The sequence below is a fragment of the Acinetobacter sp. RUH 2624 genome (genome assembly GCF_000162375.2).
Lineage (GTDB): Bacteria > Pseudomonadota > Gammaproteobacteria > Pseudomonadales > Moraxellaceae > Acinetobacter > Acinetobacter nosocomialis.
Map to the genome: position 1 here is coordinate 2,038,754 of NZ_KI391939.1, position 25,680 is coordinate 2,064,433.

The 25,680-nt window shown below is 37.9% G+C and carries 27 protein-coding genes, 1 tRNA gene and 1 pseudogene; 6 read left to right on the plus strand and 23 right to left on the minus strand.

The genetic code is table 11. The features are described 5' to 3' along the window. Positions 1-55: 55 nt before the first annotated feature. From HMPREF0014_RS16225 to uvrB, 4 genes are all read right to left on the minus strand, one after another. Positions 56-1,513: a glyceraldehyde-3-phosphate dehydrogenase gene (locus HMPREF0014_RS16225; protein WP_004885861.1), complete on the minus strand. Its 1,458-nt coding sequence runs from the start codon at positions 1,511-1,513 to the stop codon at positions 56-58. Positions 1,514-1,729: 216 nt separating this feature from the next. After that, positions 1,730-2,677, minus strand: a complete 948-nt coding sequence (rarD, locus tag HMPREF0014_RS16230; RefSeq protein ID WP_079376984.1) for an EamA family transporter RarD — start codon at positions 2,675-2,677, stop codon at positions 1,730-1,732. Between the two features lie 108 nt (positions 2,678-2,785). Beyond that, on the minus strand, positions 2,786-3,373 hold the full coding sequence (locus HMPREF0014_RS16235) for a lipocalin family protein (protein WP_002052730.1): 588 nt from the start codon (positions 3,371-3,373) through the stop codon (positions 2,786-2,788). A gap of 94 nt (positions 3,374-3,467) precedes the next feature. Continuing rightward, entirely contained in the window at positions 3,468-5,489 is a 2,022-nt protein-coding gene (gene uvrB, locus HMPREF0014_RS16240; RefSeq protein ID WP_004707569.1) for an excinuclease ABC subunit UvrB, read from the minus strand. A 179-nt stretch (positions 5,490-5,668) separates the two neighbouring features. On the opposite strand from uvrB, the gene HMPREF0014_RS16245 reads away from it, so the two are divergent. Beyond that, on the plus strand, positions 5,669-6,460 hold the full coding sequence (locus tag HMPREF0014_RS16245; RefSeq protein WP_002052788.1) for a hypothetical protein: 792 nt from the start codon (positions 5,669-5,671) through the stop codon (positions 6,458-6,460). Between the two features lie 143 nt (positions 6,461-6,603). Continuing rightward, entirely contained in the window at positions 6,604-8,040 is a 1,437-nt protein-coding gene (locus HMPREF0014_RS16250; protein WP_004885857.1) for a diguanylate cyclase, read from the plus strand. Positions 8,041-8,070: 30 nt separating this feature from the next. Here HMPREF0014_RS16250 and HMPREF0014_RS16255 read toward each other — a convergent pair whose 3' ends face one another. Beyond that, a complete protein-coding gene (locus HMPREF0014_RS16255) occupies positions 8,071-8,250 on the minus strand; it encodes a hypothetical protein (protein WP_000139632.1) in 180 nt (59 codons plus the stop codon). Positions 8,251-8,458: 208 nt separating this feature from the next. Between HMPREF0014_RS16255 and HMPREF0014_RS16260 the strand changes: the two genes are divergently transcribed. Then, on the plus strand, positions 8,459-9,694 hold the full coding sequence (locus HMPREF0014_RS16260) for a pyridoxal phosphate-dependent aminotransferase (RefSeq protein WP_006581328.1): 1,236 nt from the start codon (positions 8,459-8,461) through the stop codon (positions 9,692-9,694). A gap of 51 nt (positions 9,695-9,745) precedes the next feature. Here HMPREF0014_RS16260 and HMPREF0014_RS16265 read toward each other — a convergent pair whose 3' ends face one another. Beyond that, on the minus strand, positions 9,746-10,156 hold the full coding sequence (locus HMPREF0014_RS16265) for a GFA family protein (protein ID WP_004885853.1): 411 nt from the start codon (positions 10,154-10,156) through the stop codon (positions 9,746-9,748). A 186-nt stretch (positions 10,157-10,342) separates the two neighbouring features. Between HMPREF0014_RS16265 and HMPREF0014_RS16270 the strand changes: the two genes are divergently transcribed. Continuing rightward, a complete protein-coding gene (locus HMPREF0014_RS16270) occupies positions 10,343-10,780 on the plus strand; it encodes a PaaI family thioesterase (protein ID WP_004707558.1) in 438 nt (145 codons plus the stop codon). A 14-nt stretch (positions 10,781-10,794) separates the two neighbouring features. Here HMPREF0014_RS16270 and HMPREF0014_RS16275 read toward each other — a convergent pair whose 3' ends face one another. Together HMPREF0014_RS16275 and HMPREF0014_RS25965 are read right to left on the minus strand one after the other, a co-directional pair. Further along, a complete protein-coding gene (locus HMPREF0014_RS16275; RefSeq protein WP_004885843.1) occupies positions 10,795-11,223 on the minus strand; it encodes a hypothetical protein in 429 nt (142 codons plus the stop codon). 41 nt (positions 11,224-11,264) lie between these two features. After that, a pseudogene (locus HMPREF0014_RS25965) lies at positions 11,265-11,409 on the minus strand (hypothetical protein); the annotation flags it as partial. 49 nt (positions 11,410-11,458) lie between these two features. Here HMPREF0014_RS25965 and HMPREF0014_RS16280 point away from each other — a divergent pair. Next, positions 11,459-11,534, plus strand: a tRNA-Asn gene (locus HMPREF0014_RS16280). A 187-nt stretch (positions 11,535-11,721) separates the two neighbouring features. Here HMPREF0014_RS16280 and HMPREF0014_RS16285 read toward each other — a convergent pair. The 13 genes from HMPREF0014_RS16285 to HMPREF0014_RS16345 form a co-directional block, all read right to left on the minus strand. Further along, the gene (locus HMPREF0014_RS16285) at positions 11,722-12,480 is read right to left on the minus strand and encodes an SDR family oxidoreductase (protein WP_004885840.1); all 759 of its coding nucleotides are present in this window, start codon (positions 12,478-12,480) and stop codon (positions 11,722-11,724) included. A 272-nt stretch (positions 12,481-12,752) separates the two neighbouring features. Continuing rightward, complete coding sequence (locus HMPREF0014_RS16290; protein WP_002052437.1) at positions 12,753-13,397, minus strand: tRNA-(ms[2]io[6]A)-hydroxylase; 645 nt, start codon at positions 13,395-13,397, stop codon at positions 12,753-12,755. Positions 13,398-13,403: 6 nt separating this feature from the next. Next, positions 13,404-14,129, minus strand: a complete 726-nt coding sequence (gene pdxJ, locus HMPREF0014_RS16295) for a pyridoxine 5'-phosphate synthase (RefSeq protein ID WP_002052525.1) — start codon at positions 14,127-14,129, stop codon at positions 13,404-13,406. A gap of 13 nt (positions 14,130-14,142) precedes the next feature. Beyond that, complete coding sequence (recO, locus tag HMPREF0014_RS16300) at positions 14,143-14,856, minus strand: DNA repair protein RecO (protein ID WP_004707550.1); 714 nt, start codon at positions 14,854-14,856, stop codon at positions 14,143-14,145. A 9-nt stretch (positions 14,857-14,865) separates the two neighbouring features. Further along, positions 14,866-15,066, minus strand: a complete 201-nt coding sequence (locus HMPREF0014_RS16305) for an NF038104 family lipoprotein (RefSeq protein WP_004885836.1) — start codon at positions 15,064-15,066, stop codon at positions 14,866-14,868. Between the two features lie 18 nt (positions 15,067-15,084). Further along, positions 15,085-16,107: a GTPase Era gene (gene era, locus HMPREF0014_RS16310; RefSeq protein ID WP_079376989.1), complete on the minus strand. Its 1,023-nt coding sequence runs from the start codon at positions 16,105-16,107 to the stop codon at positions 15,085-15,087. Positions 16,108-16,118: 11 nt separating this feature from the next. Continuing rightward, positions 16,119-16,811: a ribonuclease III gene (rnc, locus tag HMPREF0014_RS16315; protein WP_004707545.1), complete on the minus strand. Its 693-nt coding sequence runs from the start codon at positions 16,809-16,811 to the stop codon at positions 16,119-16,121. Then, positions 16,783-17,157 carry a DUF4845 domain-containing protein gene (locus tag HMPREF0014_RS16320; protein ID WP_001224037.1) on the minus strand — a complete coding sequence of 125 codons (375 nt, stop codon included), beginning with the start codon at positions 17,155-17,157 and terminating at the stop codon, positions 16,783-16,785. The genes rnc and HMPREF0014_RS16320 overlap by 29 nt, the downstream gene beginning before the upstream one ends. A gap of 24 nt (positions 17,158-17,181) precedes the next feature. Continuing rightward, positions 17,182-18,009 carry a signal peptidase I gene (gene lepB / locus HMPREF0014_RS16325; RefSeq protein WP_002052421.1) on the minus strand — a complete coding sequence of 276 codons (828 nt, stop codon included), beginning with the start codon at positions 18,007-18,009 and terminating at the stop codon, positions 17,182-17,184. 70 nt (positions 18,010-18,079) lie between these two features. Beyond that, entirely contained in the window at positions 18,080-19,897 is a 1,818-nt protein-coding gene (gene lepA, locus HMPREF0014_RS16330; protein WP_002052578.1) for a translation elongation factor 4, read from the minus strand. Positions 19,898-20,080: 183 nt separating this feature from the next. Continuing rightward, positions 20,081-20,629 carry a GNAT family N-acetyltransferase gene (locus HMPREF0014_RS16335; RefSeq protein ID WP_004885833.1) on the minus strand — a complete coding sequence of 183 codons (549 nt, stop codon included), beginning with the start codon at positions 20,627-20,629 and terminating at the stop codon, positions 20,081-20,083. A 13-nt stretch (positions 20,630-20,642) separates the two neighbouring features. Further along, entirely contained in the window at positions 20,643-21,098 is a 456-nt protein-coding gene (locus HMPREF0014_RS16340) for an acyl-CoA thioesterase (RefSeq protein ID WP_004885831.1), read from the minus strand. A 118-nt stretch (positions 21,099-21,216) separates the two neighbouring features. Continuing rightward, positions 21,217-22,593: a Do family serine endopeptidase gene (locus HMPREF0014_RS16345; protein WP_002052609.1), complete on the minus strand. Its 1,377-nt coding sequence runs from the start codon at positions 22,591-22,593 to the stop codon at positions 21,217-21,219. A 230-nt stretch (positions 22,594-22,823) separates the two neighbouring features. Here HMPREF0014_RS16345 and nadB point away from each other — a divergent pair, with 230 nt between their 5' ends. Next, positions 22,824-24,467, plus strand: coding sequence for an L-aspartate oxidase (gene nadB, locus HMPREF0014_RS16350; protein ID WP_031944226.1), 1,644 nt, complete (start codon positions 22,824-22,826; stop codon positions 24,465-24,467). Between the two features lie 50 nt (positions 24,468-24,517). Here the strand turns inward: nadB and HMPREF0014_RS16355 are convergent, their stop codons facing one another. Both HMPREF0014_RS16355 and tmk read right to left on the minus strand, forming a co-directional pair. After that, on the minus strand, positions 24,518-24,940 hold the full coding sequence (locus HMPREF0014_RS16355; RefSeq protein ID WP_004885824.1) for a PaaI family thioesterase: 423 nt from the start codon (positions 24,938-24,940) through the stop codon (positions 24,518-24,520). 133 nt (positions 24,941-25,073) lie between these two features. After that, positions 25,074-25,673 carry a dTMP kinase gene (gene tmk, locus HMPREF0014_RS16360; protein WP_002052412.1) on the minus strand — a complete coding sequence of 200 codons (600 nt, stop codon included), beginning with the start codon at positions 25,671-25,673 and terminating at the stop codon, positions 25,074-25,076. Positions 25,674-25,680: the final 7 nt, after the last annotated feature.

A 25,680-nucleotide genomic window follows, 5' to 3' on the forward strand; every position in this document is an offset into this window, starting at 1 on the left:
ACCCAGTCTAAACTGGGTCTTTTTGTCACATACTTTTATCTAACGTTAAATCAAATTAAGCATTAGTTTCTGCAGGGATTTTTGTATAGCTTACGCCACACATTTGTTCAGCAATACGTAATACTTGGCAGCTATAACCTACTTCGTTATCGTACCAAACATATGCAGTTAAACGGTTACCTGAAGTAATTGTTGCTTGAGCATCATATACACCAGCAGTACGAGAACCGATAAAGTCACTCGATACAACTTCTGTAGAGTTGGTATAACCGATTTGACCTTGAAGTTTAGAGTTAATCGAAATTTGACGAATGTATTCGTTCACTTCTTCGCGATCAACTTCTTTATCAAGTGTTAAGTTTAAGATTGCAAGAGATACGTTTGGTGTAGGAACACGTACAGAGTTACCAGTTAACTTACCTTTTAATGCAGGTAATGCTTTAGCAACAGCTTTAGCAGCACCAGTTTCAGTAATAACCATGTTCAATGTAGCAGCACGACCACGACGATCAGCTTTGTGATAGTTATCAATTAAGTTCTGGTCATTTGTAAATGAGTGAACTGTCTCAACGTGACCATTAAGAACTTTATATTTGTCATCCAATACTTTAAGAATTGGAGTGATCGCATTTGTTGTACAACTTGCAGCAGAGATGATTTTGTCTTCATCTAAGATGTCAGAGTTGTTTACACCAAATACAACGTTTTTCATTTCGCCTTTACTTGGTGCAGTTAATACAACACGTGCAATACCTGGGCATTTCAAATGTTGGCTTAAGCCTTCAGCATCACGCCATTTACCAGTGTTGTCGATTAAAAGCGCGTTTTCAATACCGTATTGAGTATAGTCTACTTCACTTGGGCTAGATGCATAGATCACTTTGATGAAGTTACCGTTAGCAATGATTGCTTCGTTTTCTTCATCAACTGAAATTGTACCAGCGAAAGTACCGTGAATAGAGTCACGACGAAGTAAAGAAGCACGTTTTGCCAAGTCACCGTCAGAAGACTTACGAACAACAATCGCTTTAAGGCTTAAACCACGACCTAAACCTGATTGGCTAATGATTAAACGAGCTAAGATACGACCAATACGACCAAAACCGTAAAGAACTACATCTTTAGGTTGTTCAGAAGTTGCGCTACCTTTAATTGACTCAACTGCTTGAGCAACAAAAGCGTCAACATCACCGCCTTTTTCTTTATATTCAACTGCAAGTTTACCGATATCAACTTCTGCAGAACCAATGTTTTCAACTTTTGCTAAAGCTTCTAAAATTGGGAAAGTATTTACTACAGAAAGCTCAACATCTACAACACGTGTACGACGGTGAGTTTTCAAAATTTGAATAACAGAACGGTTAATTAAAGAGCGACCGTAAACAGATACGACAATATTTTTTTCACGGTATAATTGACCGATTAATGCAATCATACGTTCCGCGATTTCTTCACGGTTTTTCCAACGGCCTTGGTGTTCAGCGTGCAGGGCGATGATAGTGTCTTTGCTCACAGATACGTCCTCTAATTAATTATATCTAGGCGTGATTTTTAAAACCCCGTAATTGTAATGGAATTATTAGCAAGAATGAATCAAAAGCTGACGTTAGTGACTAGATTTTCCCAAAATTCATCATAAATTCATAAAATACCTATAATTATTTTTTATTATCTTATTGTTTAAAGCAGCTAAATTTTTGCTTTTTCTTACTTTTTAGATTCTGTTGCTCTAATCATGAGCATCATTTTTTAATCTTTTTTGATATTTTTCGAGATTTAATTGCAAATTTTTGGCTTTTTTCTGCTGCTGATAAAGATGGAATGCACCTTCTAGCACAAGTACAAATACAGCACACCAAATTGGAATATAAGTAAACCATTCTTCTTGACCAATGCTTTCCCCTAGCACTAAGGATGCTAAAGCAAGTAACACTGGCTCAAGATATCCAAGTAAGCCAAATACAACTAAAGGTAAAAAACGACTTGCTAATATGTAACATCCCAAGCCTATAGCACTAAGTACTCCTAATCCTGCAATTACTAAGGCAAGAGTTGGTTGATCGAAAAATTTACTATATGGCAATAATCCTGTATGTGTTAGATAAATCGCCACAGGCATGATGATCAAAAGGTCCCACCAAAAACCACCTAAATTATCTGTTTTAATTTTCTTGCGTAACAAGAAATAAGCTGAGTAACCAATGGCCACCAAAGCAGTTTCCCAAGCAATACTCCCTAAACGAAAAATCTCATGGCCGACACCAACTATTGCCAGAATAATAGCGACCCACTGAAATTTTGATATTTTTTCCCCATATAGCACACTACCAGCCAAAACCAGCACAAGCGGTAGAAGGAAATATCCCAAAGATACTTGTAAACCACGTCCATGCATGGGTCCCCATAAAAAGAGCCATAGCTGTACCGACGTTAAAATCGAGGTTGTTATGAGTAACAAAAGTAAAGAAGGTTTTGCCAAAATACGTTGATAGATATTTTTAATATGACTTAAGTCACCACTCCACCACATAAATAGAGTTAAAAATGGCAAAGTAGCAATAATACGCCACCCAAATGTTTGTTCGCTATCAAGTTGACCAAGTAGTTGAGTATAGAAATAAAGAACACCGAAAGTTAATGATGCCATGACAGAGAAAATCACGCCTTTTAACATCACTAACCTCTTTACACTTTAAGAAAAATAAAGCGATACAATACTTGATTTATCCACTATAAAAAAGAAAAAACCATGCGAAAACATGGTTTTTTATTAAGCAGAATTTATTTATTCTTTGTGCTCAGTATGAATAACATCACGAATATCAAATCCTAATGTTTTGGCATAATTTAGATATTCATCAATCAATTCTTTTTTGGGATGTGGTGTTCTAGATAATACCCAAAGATACTTACGTGAAGGCTCCCCTACTAAAACAGTTTGATAGTCTTCATCCAGCTTTAAAATCCAGTAATCTCCACGAATAACCGGAATCCATCTCACAGCTTCAGGTAAAAAACTTACTTTTAATTTTGTGTTATAGGGTGGATTGACTACAAAAGCTTCGCCAATAGATTGCTGTAATTGCTTCTGATTATCGTAGCAGCGATTATCTACAACGATATTTCCATTTTCATTTAAAGTGTAAGTTGCAGATACGTTGTAAGCACATTTTTTTTGGAAAAATGCCGGTTTACGTGCAACTTCATACCACACACCTAAATAACGGTCTAATTCAACTTTATCGACAGTTGGTAAAGGCTTCTGCTGGGCATAGGCATATGTTCCAACGGCTAAGCCAGTTAGAACAATCCCGCCCAATGCAATTTTTGCCAAGCGCCAACTGGCTTGCGGAACATTATTTCGAAATGCCATTGTTGCCCTCAACTATTAGTTGTGAATACAAAAATAACTTAAACATCTACAGTAGCTTGTTTTTTAAACAAATCATGTAGTGTTATGTATCCATTTATTGCAACATTTGCGCTTTTAAACGAACGATTTCATCACGAATACGAGCCGCTTGCTCAAATTGTAGATCTTTAGACGCCTTTAACATTTCTTTCTCAAGCTTAGTAATATGCTTACTGAACAATTTAGGGTCAGAAAGAATATGACGGTCATCAGCACTTAGTGCTTGTGCCTGCTCCAATATTTTCTCATCAATTTGATCATCTGAAAGCACTTCACCCGTATCAATTTCTTTCACGGCCTGACGGACTGCACTACGTGGTGTAATACCATGCAGCTCGTTAAACTCGATTTGTTTAGCTCTACGGCGTTCTGTCTCATCAATTGCTTTTTGCATAGAGTCGGTAATTCTATCTGCATATAAAATTGCCTTACCTTTCACATTTCGCGCAGCACGACCAATGGTCTGAATAAGTGAACGTTCTGAACGTAAGAAGCCCTCTTTATCTGCATCTAAAATAGCAACTAAAGAAACCTCTGGCATATCTAAGCCTTCACGAAGTAAGTTAATACCGACCAAAACATCAAATACGCCTGTACGTAACTCATGAATAATTTTGACACGTTCAACCGTATCAATATCCGAGTGCAAATAAGCGACCTTAACACCATATTCTTTTAAATAAGATGTTAAATCTTCCGCCATACGTTTTGTTAAAGTCGTCACCAATACACGTTCATTTAAGTTCTTACGAATATTAATTTCAGAAAGAACATCATCGACTTGAGTAAGTACTGGGCGAACTTCAATTTCAGGATCAATCAAACCTGTAGGACGAACGACCTGCTCAACCACTTGTTCTGACTTCTCCAACTCGTATTTGGCTGGCGTTGCACTCACAAAAATAGTGGTCGGAACAATACGTTCCCACTCTTCAAATTTCATTGGGCGGTTATCAAGCGCACTTGGTAAACGGAAACCATAATTCACCAAGTTTTCTTTACGTGAACGGTCACCTTTATACATTGCGCCAATTTGAGGGACCGTTACATGTGACTCATCAATAATAAGTAAAGCATCGTCCGGTACATAATCAAATAATGTCGGTGGTGCTTCACCTGCTGGACGGCCTGATAAATGACGAGAGTAGTTTTCAATACCATTGGTATAACCTAACTGCTGCATCATTTCCAAATCATAACGAGTACGCTGTTCGATACGCTGAGCCTCAAGCAACTTGTCATGTTCACGGAAGAACTTAAGCTGGTCTTGAAGTTCATCCTTAATGGTATCAATAGCACGCGTTAAGTTGTCTTTTGGCGTTACATAATGACTTTTCGGATAAATCGTAACACGTGGTACTTTGCGCACCATCTTACCGGTGAGTGGATCAAACCAACGAATTGAATCTACTTCATCATCAAAAAGTTCAATACGAATTGCGTGTTGGTCAGATTCTGCCGGGAAGATATCAATAATTTCGCCACGAATTCGATAAGTACCACGTAAAAATTCAAGCTCATTACGGGTATATTGCATTTCAACCAAACGGCGAATAATTTCGTCTCGACTCACTCGGTCACCCTGAACCACATGCAATAACATTTGCATATAGGCATTTGGGTCACCCAAACCATAAATAGCAGAAACAGAAGCTACAATAATTGCATCACGACGCTCTAATAAAGCACGTGTTGCAGATAAACGCATCTGGTCAATATGGTCATTAATTGCTGCATCTTTTTCAATAAATGTATCTGAAGACGGAACATAAGCCTCGGGTTGATAGTAGTCGTAATAACTTACGAAGTATTCAACTGCATTATTTGGGAAAAAGGCTTTAAATTCACCATAAAGCTGGGCTGCTAATGTCTTATTGTGCGCCATCACAATGGTTGGTCGCTGTGTTTGGGCAATCACGTTTGCCATGGTATAGGTCTTACCGGAACCAGTCACACCCAAAAGTAACTGATTACGAAAACCTTTTTCGACGCCATTTACCAGCTTTTCAATTGCCTGTGGCTGATCACCCGCTGGCTGGTAATGAGTGACCAAATCGAAAGGTTGATTTTCGTTCACAGTTCTCTCTCTTTATAAAAAATTTGAATTTATCGTCTAGCAATTTAATGGGGATTTTTTCCCTAATTTAAAGTCTGTAGCCAGATTAATATACAGCGAAAATATTAAGCATCTTGACACTTGACCAATGCTTTAAACGGTTGCAACATGAACTTATCCATTAGATAAAAAGCATAACCATGACCTATCAATATCATGATGAAAGTATTGTAACTGAACTCCCTGAAGATACAGTGTTTGTCTTCGGTAGTAATATGGCTGGGCAACATGGTAGTGGAGCCGCACGTGTTGCCAGTCAGCATTTTGGGGCTGTAGAAGGTGTGGGACGTGGCTGGGCTGGACAAAGCTTTGCAATTCCAACATTAAATGAACACATTCAACAAATGCCTCTCTCCCAAATCGAGCATTATGTTGAAGACTTTAAAATTTATGCAAAAAATCATCCTAAAATGAAATACTTTGTCACTGCTTTAGGATGTGGGATCGCGGGTTATAAAGTTTCTGAAATTGCCCCGCTTTTTAAAGGCATATATCACAACGTGATTTTTCCAGAATCCTTTAAACCTTATGTTGAAGATAATGCTGTTTCACAGTTTCCGACACTCACTCAAAAAATGGTTCAAAGTTTTATTAACGATGAGGTTATTTTTTACTTTAATCATGGCAGTGAATCTTTTGAAGATGCTTTAGATAAAACTGATTTATCAGATGCTGAAAAAGCAATAGCGCTGATTGTTTTAAATGAAGAGTTGTACCCTCGTGACCGCTATGGCAGAGGCCGAGAGCACGAATTGAGTGATATTTTAGGGAAGCTCAATGGCAAGATTTTCAATATTCATGGTAACTCAGAAGGCGCAATGATTTTTGTCAGTGTCATTGTGGCACTGATGGAACTTTATGATTTTGATGAACAAGACTTCATTAAATTATGGCGCGGCGAGAAAAATATCGACCACCCGATTAACCGTTAATTTATTTTGATATTTTATGAGTAAAGCAGATAAATTCTGCTTTCTCATTATTTTAATTTTTCTAAAGATTTAAATTGATTATTTTCCCAAATCCTAATTTTTCTCATTATACTTTAAGACAAACTGAATACTTAAAGAAACAAATGGAAACTTTAGATTCTTCAATTTTTGACCTAACCCCAATTCCAATGTGGATTGAGGACTTCAGTGAAGTTAAACAGCTATTTGATCTATGGAGAAATCAAGGGGTCGAAAACCTTTACGAATTTCTAAGTCAAAATGAAAATTTGATTGTCGAATGCGCCCATAAAATTAAAATTATTAAGGTCAACCAAAAAGTATTAGAACTCTTTGAAGCAAAAAACCAAGAAGAATTATGCGCCAATTTAAATCTTATTTTTAAAAAAGAGATGTTTGAAGCTCACATTCATGAACTCGAAGCGTTATGGAATGGCAAAACTCATTTCTCAAGCACCACTATAAATTACACGCTCTCTGGTAAACGTATTGATGTACAACTACGGGGAGCAATTTTACCGGGTTCTGAAACTACATTTGACCGTATTTTAATTACCACCGAAGACATTACGCCTTATCAAAATGCACTTCGTCAGGAAGAGAAAAATCGACGTCTAGCAGAATCAATGTTTATCTACTCCCCCACTTCTCTTTGGGTTGAAGATTTTAGCCGTATTAAAAATAGAATTGATCAGCTTAGGCTATTAGGTATTGAAGACTTTAGAACTTTTCTAGATGTACATCCTGAATTTGTGCGTCAATGTATCGAAGATATTTTAATCTTAGATGTTAACCAGTCGACTCTTGATTTATTTAAAGCACCCGACAAAACCGCTCTCTTAAAAAATACGCATAAAATTTTTGCTCAAGAGATGGTGGAAACTTTTAGAGAACAACTAATTGAACTCTGGCAAGGAAATATTCACCATAAGCGTGAAGCCGTTAACTATGCATTAGATGGCCAAATCAGAAATGTTTTACTGCAATTTACCGTATTCCCCGGTTATGAAGATACTTGGGGATTGGTACAGGTTGCTCTTACAGATATTACCGCACGAAAGAAAGCTGAAAATTATTTAGAATATTTAGGTCAGCATGATGTACTGACTAAACTTTATAACCGTGCTTTCTTTACAGAAGAGCTTAATCGTTTAAACCGCAGCATTATTCGTCCTGTTTCTTCAATTTTTTTAGACATGAATGGTTTAAAAGAAACGAATGATCAACTTGGCCACGATATTGGTGACGGTTTATTACGTCGTGTGGGGAATATTTTAAACCAAGCTATTACGAATACTGCTTATACTGCCTCCCGAATTGGTGGAGACGAGTTCGTAATTTTGATGCCTGGTGCAGATGAGGCAAATGTATTGATTATGCTTCAAACTATTCAGGAGCTTTTTAATATCGATAATCAATATTACTCAAGCCATCCTATTAGTATTGCAATTGGACACGCAACGACAAAAGAAAATGAACAAGTGGAAGAGATGTTAAAACGCGCAGATCATCACATGTATCAAAAGAAAAAAATTTATTATCAAGAAGTACTACAACAATAAAAAAACAGGCATATTGCCTGTTTTTTTAAATTAACGCTTACCCATAGAACGACGGGTACCACGAGGAGGCATCCAAGTTCTATCTGCATATTGCTCTGGCTTCGGACGCACTTGGTTGTGTACAGCATCGCCAGCTTGATTGCTTTCATTCGGCATTGGGAATGGCAATTTCACCAAAGCCTTTTTCTGTTTTGGCTGTTGCTCAGTCATAATTCAGTCTCGATATTTCGATTGCGATTTATTATAAAGGATTTTTCTCATTTCTTTCGAAAAAAGCTTCAATTGAATAAAACCGCAACAAGAACGTTCCTAAATTAAACTTTTTTACATCTAAAAATACCCACATCCGCAAATTACTTAATTTTTGCGATAAGATAGTATGCTTTTTATTTTTTAATCCCATAAGAGGAATATTGCCGTGGACGTACGTCTTTCTGATCGTGTCAATGCCATCAAACCGTCCCCTACACTTGCTGTAACTAATAAAGCAGCTGATCTTAAAGCTGCTGGCAAGAATGTGATTGGTTTAGGTGCTGGCGAGCCAGATTTTGATACCCCTCAACACATCAAAAATGCTGCAATTGAAGCGATTAATAATGGTTTCACAAAATATACGGCTGTAGATGGTACTCCTGGGTTAAAAAAAGCAATTATTGCTAAATTGAAGCGTGATAATAATCTTGATTATCAACCAAACCAGATTTTGGTTTCATGTGGTGGTAAACAAAGCTTCTTTAACTTGGCACTTGCATTATTAAACAAAGGTGATGAAGTGATCATCCCTGCGCCATTCTGGGTAAGCTATCCAGATATGGTGATTATTGCTGAAGGTACGCCAGTTATTGTGAAATGTGGTGAAGACCAACGTTTCAAAATTACACCTGAACAACTTGAAGCAGCAATTACTCCTAACACTCGCTTAGTAGTATTAAACAGTCCATCTAACCCAACAGGTATGATTTATAGTAAAGCTGAATTAGAAGCTTTAGCTGAGGTTTTACGTCGTCATCCACAAGTATTTGTTGCTTCTGATGACATGTATGAACCAATCCGTTGGGAAGATGAGTTCTATAACATCGCAACTGTTGCTCCAGATTTATATGACCGCACAATTGTTTTAAATGGTGTATCTAAAGCATATGCAATGACAGGTTGGCGTATTGGCTATGCAGCCGGCCCAGCAAAAATCATTGGTGCAATGAAAAAAATTCAGTCTCAATCAACTTCAAACCCAACTTCAATTTCGCAAGTTGCTGCTGAAGCTGCATTAAATGGTCCACAAGATGTATTAAAACCAATGATCGAAGCGTTTAAACGTCGTCACGACTTAGTGGTGAACGGCTTAAACGACATCAAAGGCATCTCTTGTTTACCGGCTGATGGCGCATTCTATGCATATGCAAATATTCGCCCTCTTATTCGTGCAAAAGGCTTAAAGTCTTGCACAGAATTCTCTGAATGGTTACTTGAAGAAACTGGCGTAGCAGTTGTTCCTGGTGATGCATTTGGTTTAGGCGGCTTCATGCGCATTTCATATGCAACAGCTGATGAAGTACTCGTTGATGCTTTAGCACGTATCAAAAAAGCTGCTGAATCAATCGAAGGTGTTGACGCTGCGATTGCATCTATCGAAGCTGAAAAAGCTGCAAAATAATTTGTAAAACTAAAAAAGGCCTCAAAATTGAGGCCTTTTTTATAATTAAAATTATTCTGGGTTAAATAGCGCAACCACCTCGGCCCCAGTTAGTTTCTTGGTATCATTCTGAAAAGTATAAAAATCGGGTTTTGAATCAATAAAAATTTCCATATCAAGGTGTAAACCTTCTACCGGCTCATTTAAGGAAAATGCATTGATATTGCAATAACTATGATCTTTCGTTCTCCAAAAAATTGTTGTTCCACAAGCATTACAAAAGCCCCTTTCACCCCATTCAGAAGAGTTAAATACACTAAGATGCTTTTGCTGAAGAAAATTTAAACTACCTTTAACTACATCAACTGTCATAATGACACCACTTGTCTGTCTTCGACACATCAAACAATGACAAACATGAACATCATGATTTTTTAATTCAACTTCAAAAGTTGTTTCACCACATAAACACTGACCGTTCATTATTATTTTCCATACGAAATTTATATTTTTAGATTTATAAAATATTCTGCCCAATCCAACTTTACAAGTTTATAAACAGTTAACTCAACTATTTTTCTGGTATTTAGCAACTTGACAATTGTTTTTTTAACGCCTAACTTATCAACAAGTTCCATTTTAGAACTTTATTGATTGAAGGACTCAAAAATGAAAAATCCTATGGAAATGACAGGCCTCGAATTTTTACAAGCCATGGTTGAAGGCCACATTCCGCCTGCGAGTATTAGCAAAACTATACCTATGCAACCCACTGAAATTTCTGAAGGATCAGTAACTTTTAAAGCACAAGCAGATCATAGCCATTTAAACCCTTTAGGTGGCGTACATGGTGGTTTCGCTGCAACTGTTCTAGATTCAGTGACTGGCTGTGCTGTGCATACGATGTTACCCGCTGGTGTAGGTTATGGAACTATCGATCTGAATGTAAAAATGTGTCGCCCTATTCCTCAAAATCAGACTTTAATTGCTACAGGTAAGATTATTAATATAAGTAAAAATTTGGGTATTTCCGAAGGCAAAATTATTGATGAAGAAGGTAAACTTTATGCTTATGCAACAGCGACTTGTATGATTATTCGACCATAAAAACTAAGGCAGCTTTAAACGGCTGCCTTTTTTATTAAGTCAGGAAGATCTGGACGGTCACAAGTTTGTGCAACCACATAAGGTGCCCAAATATTCTTAAGTTGAAGCTCTATCACTTTATGAAACTGAGTAGACCAAGCTAAAACTTTATTTTTACCCCACAATAACTCCCCTTCGAGCTGGAAAATATAAAGGGGTTTAGATTGATCTAATATATTGCAAGACTTTAAAACTTTCAGTGAAGTATGCACATCCCATTTTGAACTAAACCAGAGTTGTAATAAGTCACCTAAGTACAAATCCTGCTTTTTAAATGGAAAAGCATTGATCCATGCATCTTCTACAAGTGTGTAATAAGATTCTGGTTGATTTAAAATATTGAGATAATTGCGTTGATAAAAATCAAAATTAGAAAAAATAGAAGCAACAGTAAGTGTTTTCATACTTATCTCCGATTTAGCCATTTTAGTGCTGGCAAGTTGGTTTAAATCCACACTGTTTGGATTACTCCAAACGCTTGTTCTTTTTTGAATCTAGCAATTGAGTTTTTAAAGTGCAAGTAATTTATATCCTCGCCACTCAACTTGATCAAATAAAAAGCATACAACACAAAAATGAAGGAAACATGACGATTTTCACTTGACCCTTGTCAAAATCTCCTTATAATCGCATGCAGATTCTCCCATAGCTCAGTCGGTAGAGCGACGGACTGTTAATCCGCAGGTCCCTGGTTCGAGCCCAGGTGGGAGAGCCAAATACTAAAAAGCCCGCAGCATTAAAGCGGGCTTTTTTATTGCCTTCTATTACAGTATACCTATAAAAAAATCCCCTACCTATCTGTAGAGGATTTGCTTTCCATGAATTGATATTTACCAGATTGAATCATTAGATCTAAATTTAAAGAATAACCCCTCCATCTTTAGATCATTTTTAAAATTCTATTATTCGACTTCCACAACTTTTAAAGGGTTAAAAGTTTGCGTTGTTGGCATCATTTCTATACGGTTAATATTAATATGCGGTGGTTGTGATGCAATCCATGCGACCGTATTTGCAATATCTTCAGGCAAGATTGGATTCTTTTTATCATATAAACTACTAGCTTTCTCCTGATCTCCCTTAAAACGCACAAGAGAAAATTCAGTACCGCCACATAGTCCTGGCTCAATATTTGTTACTCGTACACCAGTACCAGCTAAATCTGCACGAAGATTTAAACTAAATTGCTCCACGAAAGCTTTTGTTGCACCGTAAACATTACCACCAGGATATGGATATGTTCCTGCAATTGACCCCATATTAATAATTAGACCCGATTTCTTCTGCACCATACTTGGTAAAATTAGTCGGGTAACAGTAACAAGCCCCTTAACATTGGTATCAATCATCGTGTACCAATCATCTAATTCAGCTTTATCTGCTGGCTCTAGACCCAATGCCAAGCCTGCATTATTGACCAGTAAGTCAATTTGATCGATTTGAAATTCATTTGGTAATTCTTTAAATAACTTATTTATATTTTCTACTGTATCTGTCATATCAAACACGAGTGGGTAGAATTTCTCACCAAGTTCTTGTTTTAATTCTTCTAGTTTTTCTGCCCGTCTTCCGCAACCAATAACTTTATAGCCCAACTCAATCAATTTTTTTGAAATGCTATAACCAAAACCTGCCGATGCACCTGTAACTAATGCTAACATTCTTATATCCTTAGAAATAATCAACTATTTCAGTTGAACTCATGATGAACATATCAGCCTTTATATTTACATAATATTTATTATTAGCCTAAAAAAATAAAAGTTTTTTTAAAAATTTTATGAGAAATTAAAATCTATAAAAAATATATTTATTAAATAATTATATGCATTAAAGAACTAAAAGCAGGACATGTCTGCTGCCAAAGGATGAAGCTCACCTAATAAAAAAGTTTACCATGAAAGGTAAACTTTTTTATTTGAGGCACCCAAGACTATGCAGGAATACCACTATGAAAGCGGAAAGTATCATCCGGAGTCAAAATCAGGTTCTTTTCAACCTCACGGATATGTTCAATACGCTGCTGAATATCCTCTTCAGGATCTTTCATTTTGGCAGTTTTTGCGACATCAAGCGCTAGTGCTAAATAGTCTTCAAAATGACGAGATTCCGACTTCAGCAGATAACGATAATAACGCCCAAGTTCGTCATCTACACGCGGGGCAAGTGCATAAAAACGCTCACACGAACGTGCTTCTACAAAGGCTCCAATAACCAGTACGTCAATTAAAGCTTCTGGCTCATAGGTACGTATTTCTTTTCGTAAGCCACCTGCATATCGTCCTGCGCTTAAACCTTTCCACTCTTGGCCACGTTTCGTCATAAACTCGAGAACTTGTTCATAGTGAAGCATTTCTTCACGTACAAGTTGAGCAAGTTTGACTTGTAGATCTGTAAAAAAACTATAGCGGAACATCAAGTTCATTGCCGTACCGGCTGCTTTTTTCTCACAATTGGCATGATCTTGCATCAAGATGTCTAAATTATTAACGGCCTCATCTAACCATTCATTTGGAGTTTGACACCCCAAAAATGCCAACACAGGCTGCATTAATTCATCGTAATTGATACTCGACATTACTACTTATCCTGCTGCCTGAATCGCTTTTTTCATATCTTTAACAGCCTGTGCCAGACCTACAAAAACACTATCTGCAATAATTGAATGACCAATATTTAATTCATGGATTTGTGGAATTGCTGCAATTGGTGCAATATTTTTTAGGTTAAGGCCATGTCCTGCATTTACAACCAAACCTTTTGAAGCGGCATATTCAACACCTTTTACAATACGAGCCAGCTCTTCTTGTTGTTCTTGTTCTGTTGCTGCATCGGCATATGCACCTGTGTGCAACTCAATCGTAGGTGCGCCACATGCAACTGCCGCATCAATTTGAGCAAAATCCGCATCAATAAATAATGATACGTCACATCCCAAAGCAGCTAAAGCCTGGGTTGCAGCCTTAACTTTTTCAAAGTTAGTTACTACATCTAAACCACCTTCAGTTGTTACTTCCTGACGTTTTTCAGGAACAAAACACACGTGCTGTGGTTTAATTTCTTTGGCAAACTCAACCATTTCATCAGTAACGGCCAACTCTAGATTCATACGTGTTTTTAACAATGGGCGCATGCGACGCACATCATCATCTTGAATATGGCGGCGGTCTTCACGAAGATGCAAAGTAATCCCCTCTGCACCAGCTTGTTCACAAATAAGAGCAGCTTCTACAGGGTCTGGGTAAGTAGTACCGCGCGCCTGTCTTAGAGTAGCAACATGGTCTATGTTTACACCAAGCAATGCAGCCATAAATAAATCCTAATTACGATTGAGTTTGAGTATTTTGAATCCACAATTGTCGACTTTTTAGGGGACGATCACCTAAAAGCGATGTAATCATTTGACGGTATAGTTTACCTAATAATTGCAATTGTTCGTGAGAAAAATCCTGCCCTTGCTCATAATCCAGCATAGATAAAATTGCTTTTCCCGACAAAGATGAGCGGCCTGCCTGGACAACGGGAGCAAAGCCTTCAGTCACTTGAAATTGATAAAACTGATTTGGCAAAATTTCTTTTTGTGAGCTATCAACTGAAAAATCAATCGCATAGCCCAACTCTGGAAGTAAGATATGTTCGAACTGCCTTAAGATCTGTCTGAGAAAAAGATCGGGATTTTCGTGAGAAGATAATTGTTGTAACTGAAGCAAAGTTAATTGATATTGTTCAAAAGTTTGTGGCATTGGTTCTTCTAGCGGACAAAGTCTTAGAACAATTTCATTTAAGTAAAAGCCAGCAAAAAAAGCATCACCAAAAAAGAAAACCGGCTGATTTAATATTTCCAGCTTCGTAAAATTTTTGAGTTCACTTTTACCTGTAGCTTGCAACCGAATTGGTTGATATTGGGGAGGCGGAGTCTGTCTTAAAATGCCATCGACCCGCCCGTATTCCTGAGTGAAGAGATGCACAATATGGCTTTTTTCACGATATTTACGATGGTGAATCATATATCCATGTAGGACTTCATTGCGCATCATAAAAAGAAACTATTCCTTAGATTCTTTTTCTTTTTTATCGTCATCATCACCATCAGGAATTACAGCTCCTACAACAGCAGCTGTACCCTTCACCACACCTTTAGTTGTTTTATAAGCAATACCTACTGGTACGGTTACAAGCTTATATACACAACCTTGTAACATCAATGTACACCCAATAATAGCCAATATTGATGTAATTGTTTTCATACCAGTATTCCCTGCTTGTTAGATATCGCTATATCCTAAACTTTTCAAAGCACGTTCATCATCAGACCAACCGCCTTTAACCTTAACCCATAAGGTAAGCATGATCTTTTGTTCGAACATTTTTTCCATGTCTTTGCGAGCATCCATACCAATCGTTTTAAGCTTGGCACCTTTTTCACCAATCACAATCGCTTTTTGGCCAGGACGATCGACAAAAATTGTTGCATCAATATAGGTACAAGCTGGTTTTAATCGACCATTTTTCTCATTAACAGTTGCCTCTTCTGTTTTAAAAGATTCAATCTGTACTGTTAAATCATATGGTAACTCTTCACCCAACTGACGCATAATTTTTTCACGGATGATTTCACTTGCTAAAAAGCGTTCTGAACGGTCCGTAATTTGATCGAATGAATACAATGGCGGCTGATAAGGAAGATATTTTTCAATCGTTTCACTTAAATGTTCCAAGTTTGCTCCACGAAGAGCAGAAACAGGAACAATCTCAGCAAAATTCATAAGCTTGGTACGCTCTTGAATTAAAGGAAGAATCTCTCTTTTATCTTCAAAAGTATCAGCTTTATTAATAACCAAAATAACTGGCATTTCAGCGTTCTTGAGTTTCTCAAGCACTAAATCGTCATTTTGAGTCCACTTATACGCATCGATAACAAATAAAACCAAGTTAACATCACGTAATGCAGAATGAGCAGCACGGTTCATCATTTTATTGATCGCACGTACTTCTTTCTTATGCATTCCCGGTGTATCTACATAAACCGCTTGCATCTTCTCACGTGAATCAATACCAATAATTTTATGGCGAGTCGTTTGAGGTTTACGTGAAGTAATTGAGAGTTTTTGACCCAATAAATGGTTCATGAGGGTAGATTTACCCACATTTGGACGTCCTACAATCGCCACAAATCCGCTCTTAAAATCCGAAGGAATTGTAACGCCTTTGGAACTAAAAAATTGATCAATCAGATTGTTTGGATCTTGGTTTTCATTTGAATCTGGATTGATTTGATCAGAATGCATCGACATGCAGGTTATTGCTCCAATAACTTTAAAATTTCCGCCGCTGCTGCCTGCTCGGCAAAACGACGACTTGACCCCTCACCATAAATCTTTGGTAAACCATCTACCAAACATTCGACTTTAAAGTGTTGATGAGGTGCATCACCCTGAATATCTACAACCTCGTAAACAGGGAGAGGTTTTTTACGTGCTTGTAGATACTCTTGTAAACGTGATTTTGGATCTTTGAGTTGATCTGTTGGCTCAATATGATCTAAATAAGGTACATACCATTTTAACACAATATCTTTGAGTAGGTTCAGATCACTACTATCAAGATAAATTGCACCAATAATCGCCTCTACCGTATCCGCTAATATTGACTCACGATGATGACCACCAGATTTCAACTCGCCTGTGCTTAATATTAAACACCGACTAAGTTGCAAATCGGTTGCAATTTTACCTAATGCTTCTTGGCGAACTAAAGTCGCACGCATACGTGTTAAACGCCCCTCATTTTCATGTGGATAGGCATGATATAAATAATTGGCAATGATCATCCCCAACAACGAATCGCCTAAAAACTCCAGACGTTCATAGTTATACTTATGACTCACCGAACGATGAGTCAAAGCTAACTGTAGCAATTCGGGCTGCTTAAATTGATAACCGATTCGACTGAGTAAGCGAGGATCACTTAGTTTGAACTGATGTTTTGTCAAAACTCTTCTCAAATGTTAAAACTAAATCAATATTTAGTAAGAAAGGTTTTCTTACTTCATATTTCTTTTTGACGATTAGACCAGACTCGTTAAACACTTCAGCAATTTCCTTAAAATGGAGATCACGAATATTGTTCATTTCCAGCCGTTGGTCCATCTGTGTCATAAACTTTTGGGGTGTGATATCAGCTGAGCTTTGTTGCATGAGCTCTGTAATCTGATTATTAATCACACGATCATCCCAATATGCTGGCCAAACTGCAAGTACGGCTTTCGCCGCAATTGCAAATATAACCACCCCAAATAAAATTGCTAAATACGAAGTACCCTGTTGTGCCTTACGCATTTTTGTTTTTCCTAATGGTTGTTTTTAATCTATTTTTCCATTTCGGTTAAAGCTTGGCAGGTGGAAACCAGGTTCTTTGTGCATCCAGACATAGAAAGCTCGGCCTGTTAAATTTTCTTCAGGAACGAACCCCCAGAAACGACTGTCAGCACTTTGATCACGGTTGTCCCCCATTGCAAAGTAATGTCCTTTCGGAACAGTTACTTCCCAATATAAACCGTCTTGGTTTGAATATTTGCCATTATCAACATAGTTGATAAATGGTGCCTGACGCGCAACGTTTACACCTTCGAGTTCACGCATCGTAAAGGTATGATCACCAATTGTTTCTTTATGATAAATAGACGTTGGTGTATCTAAAGCATCTTTTTCACGACTAAATTGTGTTGGTACTTTAGGAATTTTCTGACCATTAATAATCAATTGACCATGATCGTAAACAATATGGTCACCTGGTAAACCAATTACACGCTTAATATAACTAATGGTCGGTTGAGGTGGGTAACGGAATACGATGACATCACCACGTTTCGGTTCACCTACATCAATGACTTTTTTATTTACGATAGGTAAACGCACACCATAGTCGAATTTATTAACTAAGATAAAATCGCCAGTCTCTAAAGTTGGAACCATAGAGTCTGATGGAATATTAAATGGCTCATAAAGAAATGAGCGAAGTACAAGCACAACAGCTAAAACTGGCCAAAAGTCATAGGCCCATGTAATAACAAAATTTTCGTTCTCTCGCCCTTTATTTGCACGCTGTTTAAAAACCAGCTTATCTAGCAACCACACTGCAAATAAAATCAGCGTAACTGGAACAAGAATTAAATTAAAATCAAAATCCACATGACCTCACTCGCAGCCTAGCTGCTTGCTTTATGGCTGGGAGAATATAAGTTCATCCCAGCCCTTTCTTTTATCTTTCTACTTTCAAAACAGCTAAGAACGCTTCTTGTGGAATTTCTACACTACCCACTTGTTTCATACGTTTCTTACCTTCTTTTTGTTTAGAAAGTAATTTCTTCTTACGAGACACGTCACCGCCATAACATTTTGCTAGAACGTTTTTACGCATCGCCTTAACAGTCGAACGAGCAATAATTTGAGCACCAATAGCAGCCTGAATTGCAACATCAAACATTTGACGTGGAATCAAATCTTTCATTTTTTCAACTAAAGCAATACCACGATGGCGAGCATCATTACGGTGACAAATCATAGCCAAGGCATCAACCTTTTCACTATTAATTAATACATCAACCTTAACTAAAGATGAACTTTCGAAACGTACGAAGTTATAGTCTAGCGATGCAAAACCACGTGAACATGATTTGAGCTTGTCAAAGAAATCCATCACGACTTCAGCCATTGGAATTTCAAAAGTAATCGAAACTTGATTACCTAAAAATTTCATGTCTTTTTGTACACCACGACGCTCAATACACAAGGTCATGACATTACCTAAGTACTCTTGTGGCACAAGAATATGACATTCAGCAATTGGCTCACGTAAATCTTCAACAACTGAACCATCAGGCATTTTAGATGGACTGTCGATATAGATCGTATCGCCTTTTTTGGTAACGGCTTCATAGACTACTGTTGGTGCAGAGCTAATCAAATCGAGATCATACTCACGCTCTAAACGCTCTTGTACAATTTCCATATGCAACATGCCTAAGAAACCACAGCGGAAACCGAAACCAAGTGCATCAGAACTTTCAGGTTCAAAGAACAAGGCAGAATCGTTAATTTGTAATTTCTGTAATGCTTCGCGGAATGGTTCAAAATCACTTGAATCGATTGGGAAAAGACCCGCATAAACCTGTGGTTTAACCTTTTTAAACCCAGGTAAAGTTGCAACATCTGGTGTAGACGCAAGCGTAATAGTATCACCTACTGGTGCACCAAAAATGTCTTTAATACCAGCAATAACAAATCCTACTTCGCCAGCTTCAAGAATATCGGTTTCAGTATGTTTAGGGTTAAATACACCTACAGAAGTTACTGGATGAGTTTGTCCTGTCGACTTAACCAACATTTTATCGCCCTTACGGATACGACCTTCTTTAATGCGGACAAGAGAGACTACACCTAAGTAGTTATCAAACCATGAATCGATGATTAACGCTTGAAGTGGAGCTTCACGATCACCTTCTGGCGCTGGAATAACATCGACTAAACGTTCTAATACACCTTCAACGCCCAAACCTGTTTTTGCTGAACAAGTTGGCGCATCTGTCGCTTCAATCCCGATAATTTCTTCAATTTCATGAATTACACGTTCAGGTTCAGCCTGAGGTAAATCAATTTTATTTAAAATAGGAAGAACTTCGAGGCCTTGTTCAATTGCTGTATAACAGTTTGCAACTGATTGAGCTTCTACGCCTTGCGCCGCATCTACGACCAATAACGCGCCTTCACACGCTGCTAATGAACGAGATACTTCATACGAGAAGTCGACGTGCCCCGGGGTATCAATAAAGTTAAGCTGATATTCTTGCCCATTTGGATGGGTGTAATACAATGTCACAGACGCTGCTTTAATGGTAATCCCACGTTCGCGCTCAAGCTCCATTGAGTCCAAGACCTGAGCTTGCATCTCACGATCTTGTAAGCCACCGCACATCTGAATAAAACGGTCAGCCAAAGTAGACTTACCATGATCGATATGAGCGATAATCGAGAAATTTCGGATATTTTTGATATCAACTGATTTTTTAGCTTGCGCCATGGGCTACCTTGAGAAAATATAAAGTGCTATGTAGCTTGTTTTAATACATAGCCAAAGCGGTTTAACAAATTGCGAGAGATTATAGCAGATTGCAGAAATGAAAAAGATATAAATTATTTCTTTTAAAAAAAGCTTTTAAACTTCTTTATGTAACCAAGTAATGTTCTTTAAAGAAAACTTAAATTAGTACAACTTCAGCTCAAATTTGAGTAAGTTGTCAGATACCGTATTGTTAGTATGATTAACTGTTTTACCAATTAATTCAAATCCAAGTTTATTTACAACTTGCTGAGATTTAATGTTCCGTTCAAATATTTCAGCCCAAATATATTTTATTTTGTTCCCAAATAAACGTTCTTGCTTCAAATACTGAATTATCCCTGTAAGCGCTTCTTGCATATAGCCAATACCCCATGCCTTCGGGTGAAGCTCATAACCAATCACTACAGCGAAATCATTATCAACTTGCTTGATGCTATTTACACCACATGTTCCCAACATAGTTCTATTTTGTTTAAGACGGATAGCATGCCTAAAACCTATACGCGTCTTCCATTTTAGATGCATTTTTTCAATCAAAACTTCCGCTTCTTCTAAGGAAACAAAAGCTTTCAAATCATAGAATTCAAGTACTGTTGAATTTGAAAATAATTCAAAAACAGATGTTTTATCACCTTCCTCCAATTCACTTAAAATTAGTCTAGGAGTTTCAATCGAAAATAAATGTTCCAAATTTTGATCTCTCTTAATCGCTTCTATACGAAATAGTAAAATCTAAAGGATTTATACTTGAGTCAAGTGGCTTATAGGCTTGTGTAAAAGTCGGTGACATACGTTTTGGTCGGCCAGATTCAATTTCAATACATGCCCATTTGGTATTCCCAACAAATAAGACAGCCTGATCAGAAGGGCGAAAAAAAACATACTGGCGAAATGAATAAAGTGCATTGATATCATCGAGCCATGTCCGTAGTACGATTTCTTCGTCTTCAAACGCAGCTTTACGGTATTGTACATGATGCTCAACAGCAACCATTGCATGTTTAAGCTCAAGATATTTGGTTACGCCTACTCCTAATGTTTCAACATGAGCAGCAGCAACATCTTGCATCCATTGGACATACATTACATTGTTAACATGGCCCAAAGCATCAATATGCTGTGGCTGAACCAGAATATGCAAATCGAAAATACTGCTCACAAAACACCCACTTTAATCATTAAATCTAAAGCTACATCCAAATTAGCTAGATCACATTATGCCGAATCCAAATAATAAAAAACCACCCATTTTCAGGGTGGCTCATTTTTATGTCATATTACTGGATGCGTAAACCAAGCATTGCACGTTGGCCTTGACGAATAATCCCAACCCGAGCAACCGTATTTTTTTGTAAGTTAGAAACAACTTTAGCAAAATCTTGGCTATTCAAAATTTGAGTATTATTAACCTGAACAATTACATCACCAGGAATGATATTTGACAATGATGCTAGTCCACCACGGCGAACATCTTGAACATAAATACCACCTTTCACGCTTAACGCATTTTTCTCTGGTTCAGCCAAATCACGAATACTCATGCCTAATACTGGACCTTTAGAAGTAGAAGCCTGAGTACCTGTAGCAGGTGTTTCATCTGGTGCAGTTGCCAGAGTTGCCGAAATATTACGAGTTTTATCATCGCGTAATACTTCAAACTGAACTGTTTGGTTTGGCTGTACTTTGTTTAAGGCATAGAGCAAATCACTTGTACGTAGTACAGAAGCACCATTAAGTTTTAAAATCACATCGCCAGCTCTAAGTCCTGCTTTTTGAGCAGGTGAATTTGGCGTAACTTGTGTGATAAGAGCACCTTCTGGTTTAGGCAGTTTGTAAGCATCGGCAAGGTTACGGTCAATATCTTGCATCATAACGCCTAGATATGAACGAGTGACTTTCCCTTTCGTTTTAAGCTGTTCAGCTACATCCATCGCAACATCGATTGGAATAGAGAAAGACAAGCCCATATAACCGCCAGTACCACTAAAGATACGTGAGTTCACCCCGACAACTTCACCATTTTGATTAAACAATGGACCGCCTGAGTTACCAGGGTTTAAAGCTACATCTGTTTGAATAAATGGTACAGAGGTTTCACCGCTCATGTTACGTGATTTAGCGCTGACAATACCTGCTGAAGCAGAGTAGTCAAAACCAAATGGTGAACCAATTGCTAAAACCGGCTCTCCTACGCGTAAACGGTCAACATTTCCTACTTTTAAAGCAGGATAATTATTTCCATTCACTTTTAATAAAGCAACATCGGTACGTTCATCACTACCAACAACAGTTGCATCAATCTCACGACGGTCATTTAAAGTAATACTAATGCGGGAAGCATTTTCAATCACATGATGGTTTGTAAGTAAGTAACCATCTTTACTAATAAAGAATGCACTACCGTATGCGGTTTTTTCTTGAGGACCTTGTTGCTGTGGAATGATGACCTGATTACCAAAGAAACGTTTTAAAATTTCAGGAACTTGCTGCTGTAACAGTTCATCCTGCGTCATTTTTTTTACAACGTTTACACTCACCACAGCCGGACTAACTTGTTCAACGAGGTTTGAAAAATCAACAGCAGCGTTTGCTTGAACAGCAGCAACTGTAAATACCGCTGCATACATTCCTTGTTGTAAATAGCGAGATTTCATTCGGTGCTCACCCACAATTGGTCTACGAGAATAAGAATAAAACTGTTGTATCACAACGCTTTGGAATTGTGCGTAACAATATGTTTATTTGTAAGGCATCCTCATCACGTTTATTTTACACATTGCAGTTTTTTAAGCTAATTGCAATTTTTCTATGACTTAGAGCGCTTAAGCTCTTGCCTTTTTAGGTAAAAAGGGGTGTCATTAGCGGACGTTTTAAATTGATGCGAATGGACATGCCTAATCAACAGACAATTCACCACTTTGACGTGATTATTGTGGGCAGTGGCGGTGCTGGTTTAAGCTTAGCTTTATCGTTACCAAGTCATTTTAATATTGCAGTTTTAGCCAAAGCTGCTTTAACTGAAGCAAGTACCTTCTATGCACAAGGTGGTGTTGCTGCAGTTCTTGATGAAACTGACTCTATTCAACAACATATTAATGACACTATGATTGCAGGTGCTCATTTATGTGAAATAGATGCAGTACAGCATACTGTAGAAGGTGGTCGTCCTTCTGTTGATTTTCTTTTAAAGCAAGGCGTGCAGTTCACCTTAGATGAAGATGAACAGCTTCATTTAACTCGTGAGGGCGGTCACTCACAGCGCCGTATTATCCATTCTGCTGATGCAACAGGCAAAGCTATTTCAACTACATTGGTTGAACGAGCGAAAGAACGCAAGAATATTACAATTTTTGAAAATTACATTGCGATTGATTTAATTACGTCGCATAAGTTGGGTCATATAGATCAAGCGAATCGTGCTATTGGTTTATATGCATTAGATGAAAAAACAGAAAAAGTTCATACTTTCCTTGCTCCATTTACCGCACTTGCTTGCGGTGGTGCGATGAAAGCTTATCTTTATACATCTAATCCAGATATTGCTACAGGTGATGGTATTGCTATGGCTTACCGCGCAGGTTGCCGTGTAGCCAATATGGAGTTTAACCAGTTTCATCCAACCTGCCTTTACCATCCGCAAGCACGTTCTTTCTTAATCACCGAAGCCATGCGTGGCGAAGGTGCTTATTTACGTCTACCAGACGGCGAACGTTTTATGCTACGTTTTGACGATCGTGCAGAGTTGGCTCCTCGCGATATTGTGGCACGTACCATTGACCATGAAATTAAACGTCTTGGTATTCGTCACGTATGGTTGGACATTACGCACAAATCACCTGAGTTTATTAAAGAGCACTTCCCTACACTTTATGCACGATTGCTTGAGCTAGGTATCGACATTACCAAAGACATGATTCCGGTGGTGCCGGCTGCACACTATACCTGTGGTGGTGTTGTAGTTGACTCAAATAGTCAGACCGATATTGAAGGTCTATATGCAATTGGTGAAACCTCTTATACAGGCTTACATGGCGCAAACCGTATGGCAAGTAACTCGTTACTTGAGTGCTTTGTTTACGGTATGAGTGCAGCAAAAGACATCGAAAATAAATTTGATGAAAACTTCAAATTACCAGAAGTACCAACTTGGGATGATTCACAAGTAACCAACCCAGATGAAGATGTGGTTATTTTACAAAACTGGGATGAGTTACGTTCAACCATGTGGAATTATGTTGGTATTGTCAGAACCACAAAACGTTTAGAACGTGCTTTACACCGTATTGAGATGTTAAAGCGTGAAATCACTGAATATTATCAAGACTACCGTGTCAGCAAAAACCTAATTGAACTGCGTAACCTTGTTTTAGTATCTGAAATGATTGTGCGCTGTGCCATGCAACGTAAAGAATCGCGTGGCCTACATTACACTCTAGATTATCCGGGAACTTCGAGTGAGATTCGTAAGACAGTTCTAACGCCTCCAAACTTTGCAGTAGAGCAGCCCTTGGTTAATACCGACATTTAGGCTATTTTTCTACAAAAAAGCACAGCTCTGGCTGTGCTTTTTATTTAGTTTTATATTTGTGGTCTTGGTGGAATTGAATAAGTCGCGGTCACATGCGCTACTGGTTCTTCTAGCCCAACTGAATAAATCCAGACCTCACCCACGACTAAGCTTTTTCCTACTTTCATAAGCTTACATTCACTACGTAAGTCTTTATCACCTGCAGGTTTTCTTAGAAAATTAATATTAAAATTCGTCGTTACCGCCAAACCCACAATTCCAATTTCACCGAGTATTGCAATATACAAAGCAAAATCTGCCAAAGTCATCATGGTTGGACCAGATATGGTACCGCCTGGGCGTTGATGTCTTTGATCTACATGATAATAAACGACAGCAGCTCTAGGTGTAACTGATTCAATCGTGCAATGTTCAAGACTTGGGGGAAATTCCTTTTCAAGAAACGCTATGATTTCTTCTTTTGAACTTTTCATCCTTATTTTTCTTCAATTTTAGAACAGTATTCAAAATAGCATAAAATACTGTTCAATATGTTCTATGATCTTTTTAAGCAGATTTTTCGTCATTTTTAACCACTCCCACAGAACTGAGAGTGGCTTTTATTATTTATCCTAAGTATTGCAAGGCTTGCTCAAATACCTGTTCAGGACTTTGCGTAGCATCTAAACGTTTAATACGTTCTGGTTCAGATTTCCATAAAGTCTCATAACCTTCGCGAACTTTAGTAAAGAAGCTTAACTTTTCTTGCTCGAAACGGTCTAAAGCTCCACGCTCACGTGCACGATTCATACCGAGTTCAATCGGTGCATCTAACCAGAAAGTCACCTCTGGCATACGTGAAACAAAGTTCTGATTTAAAAGCTGTAATTTATCTTGGCTTAAACCACGACCAGAACATTGGTAAGCAAAGCTGGCATCTGTGAAACGATCACTTAAAACAATTTTGTTAGAGGCTAAAGCCGGCAAAATCACTTGTTGTAAATGTTGAGCACGTGCCGCATAAATTAAGAGTAGCTCAGTATCATGACTCATATTTTCATCATGATTTACCGCTAAAAGCATCGAACGTATTTGTTCTGCGAGCGGTGTACCACCTGGCTCGCGAGTTAAAACAACTTGTTTACCTTGCTCTTCAAAATGCTGATGAATTTTTCGAATTAGTGTAGTTTTACCTACCCCTTCCGTGCCTTCAAAGCTAATAAACATCTCTTTT

Bases quoted from the DNA above. Each gene is read 5' to 3' on its own strand.
- HMPREF0014_RS16305 (WP_004885836.1), bottom strand. From the start codon at position 15,066: ATGAAAACAATTACATCAATATTGGCTATTATTGGGTGTACATTGATG.
- HMPREF0014_RS16320 (WP_001224037.1), bottom strand. From the start codon at position 17,157: ATGCGTAAGGCACAACAGGGTACTTCGTATTTAGCAATTTTATTTGGG.
- nadB (WP_031944226.1), top strand. From the start codon at position 22,824: ATGGACATGCCTAATCAACAGACAATTCACCACTTTGACGTGATTATT.
- HMPREF0014_RS16345 (WP_002052609.1), bottom strand. From the start codon at position 22,593: ATGAAATCTCGCTATTTACAACAAGGAATGTATGCAGCGGTATTTACA.
- HMPREF0014_RS16270 (WP_004707558.1), top strand. From the start codon at position 10,343: ATGAAAAATCCTATGGAAATGACAGGCCTCGAATTTTTACAAGCCATG.
- HMPREF0014_RS16245 (WP_002052788.1), top strand. From the start codon at position 5,669: ATGACCTATCAATATCATGATGAAAGTATTGTAACTGAACTCCCTGAA.
- HMPREF0014_RS16355 (WP_004885824.1), bottom strand. From the start codon at position 24,940: ATGAAAAGTTCAAAAGAAGAAATCATAGCGTTTCTTGAAAAGGAATTT.
- HMPREF0014_RS16290 (WP_002052437.1), bottom strand. From the start codon at position 13,397: ATGTCGAGTATCAATTACGATGAATTAATGCAGCCTGTGTTGGCATTT.
- HMPREF0014_RS16235 (WP_002052730.1), bottom strand. From the start codon at position 3,373: ATGGCATTTCGAAATAATGTTCCGCAAGCCAGTTGGCGCTTGGCAAAA.
- HMPREF0014_RS16275 (WP_004885843.1), bottom strand. From the start codon at position 11,223: ATGAAAACACTTACTGTTGCTTCTATTTTTTCTAATTTTGATTTTTAT.
- recO (WP_004707550.1), bottom strand. From the start codon at position 14,856: ATGATGCGCAATGAAGTCCTACATGGATATATGATTCACCATCGTAAA.
- HMPREF0014_RS16250 (WP_004885857.1), top strand. From the start codon at position 6,604: ATGGAAACTTTAGATTCTTCAATTTTTGACCTAACCCCAATTCCAATG.
- tmk (WP_002052412.1), bottom strand. From the start codon at position 25,673: ATGTTTATTAGCTTTGAAGGCACGGAAGGGGTAGGTAAAACTACACTA.
- lepA (WP_002052578.1), bottom strand. From the start codon at position 19,897: ATGGCGCAAGCTAAAAAATCAGTTGATATCAAAAATATCCGAAATTTC.
- pdxJ (WP_002052525.1), bottom strand. From the start codon at position 14,129: ATGGCTGCATTGCTTGGTGTAAACATAGACCATGTTGCTACTCTAAGA.
- HMPREF0014_RS16285 (WP_004885840.1), bottom strand. From the start codon at position 12,480: ATGTTAGCATTAGTTACAGGTGCATCGGCAGGTTTTGGTTATAGCATT.
- HMPREF0014_RS16265 (WP_004885853.1), bottom strand. From the start codon at position 10,156: ATGAACGGTCAGTGTTTATGTGGTGAAACAACTTTTGAAGTTGAATTA.
- era (WP_079376989.1), bottom strand. From the start codon at position 16,107: ATGCATTCTGATCAAATCAATCCAGATTCAAATGAAAACCAAGATCCA.
- HMPREF0014_RS16255 (WP_000139632.1), bottom strand. From the start codon at position 8,250: ATGACTGAGCAACAGCCAAAACAGAAAAAGGCTTTGGTGAAATTGCCA.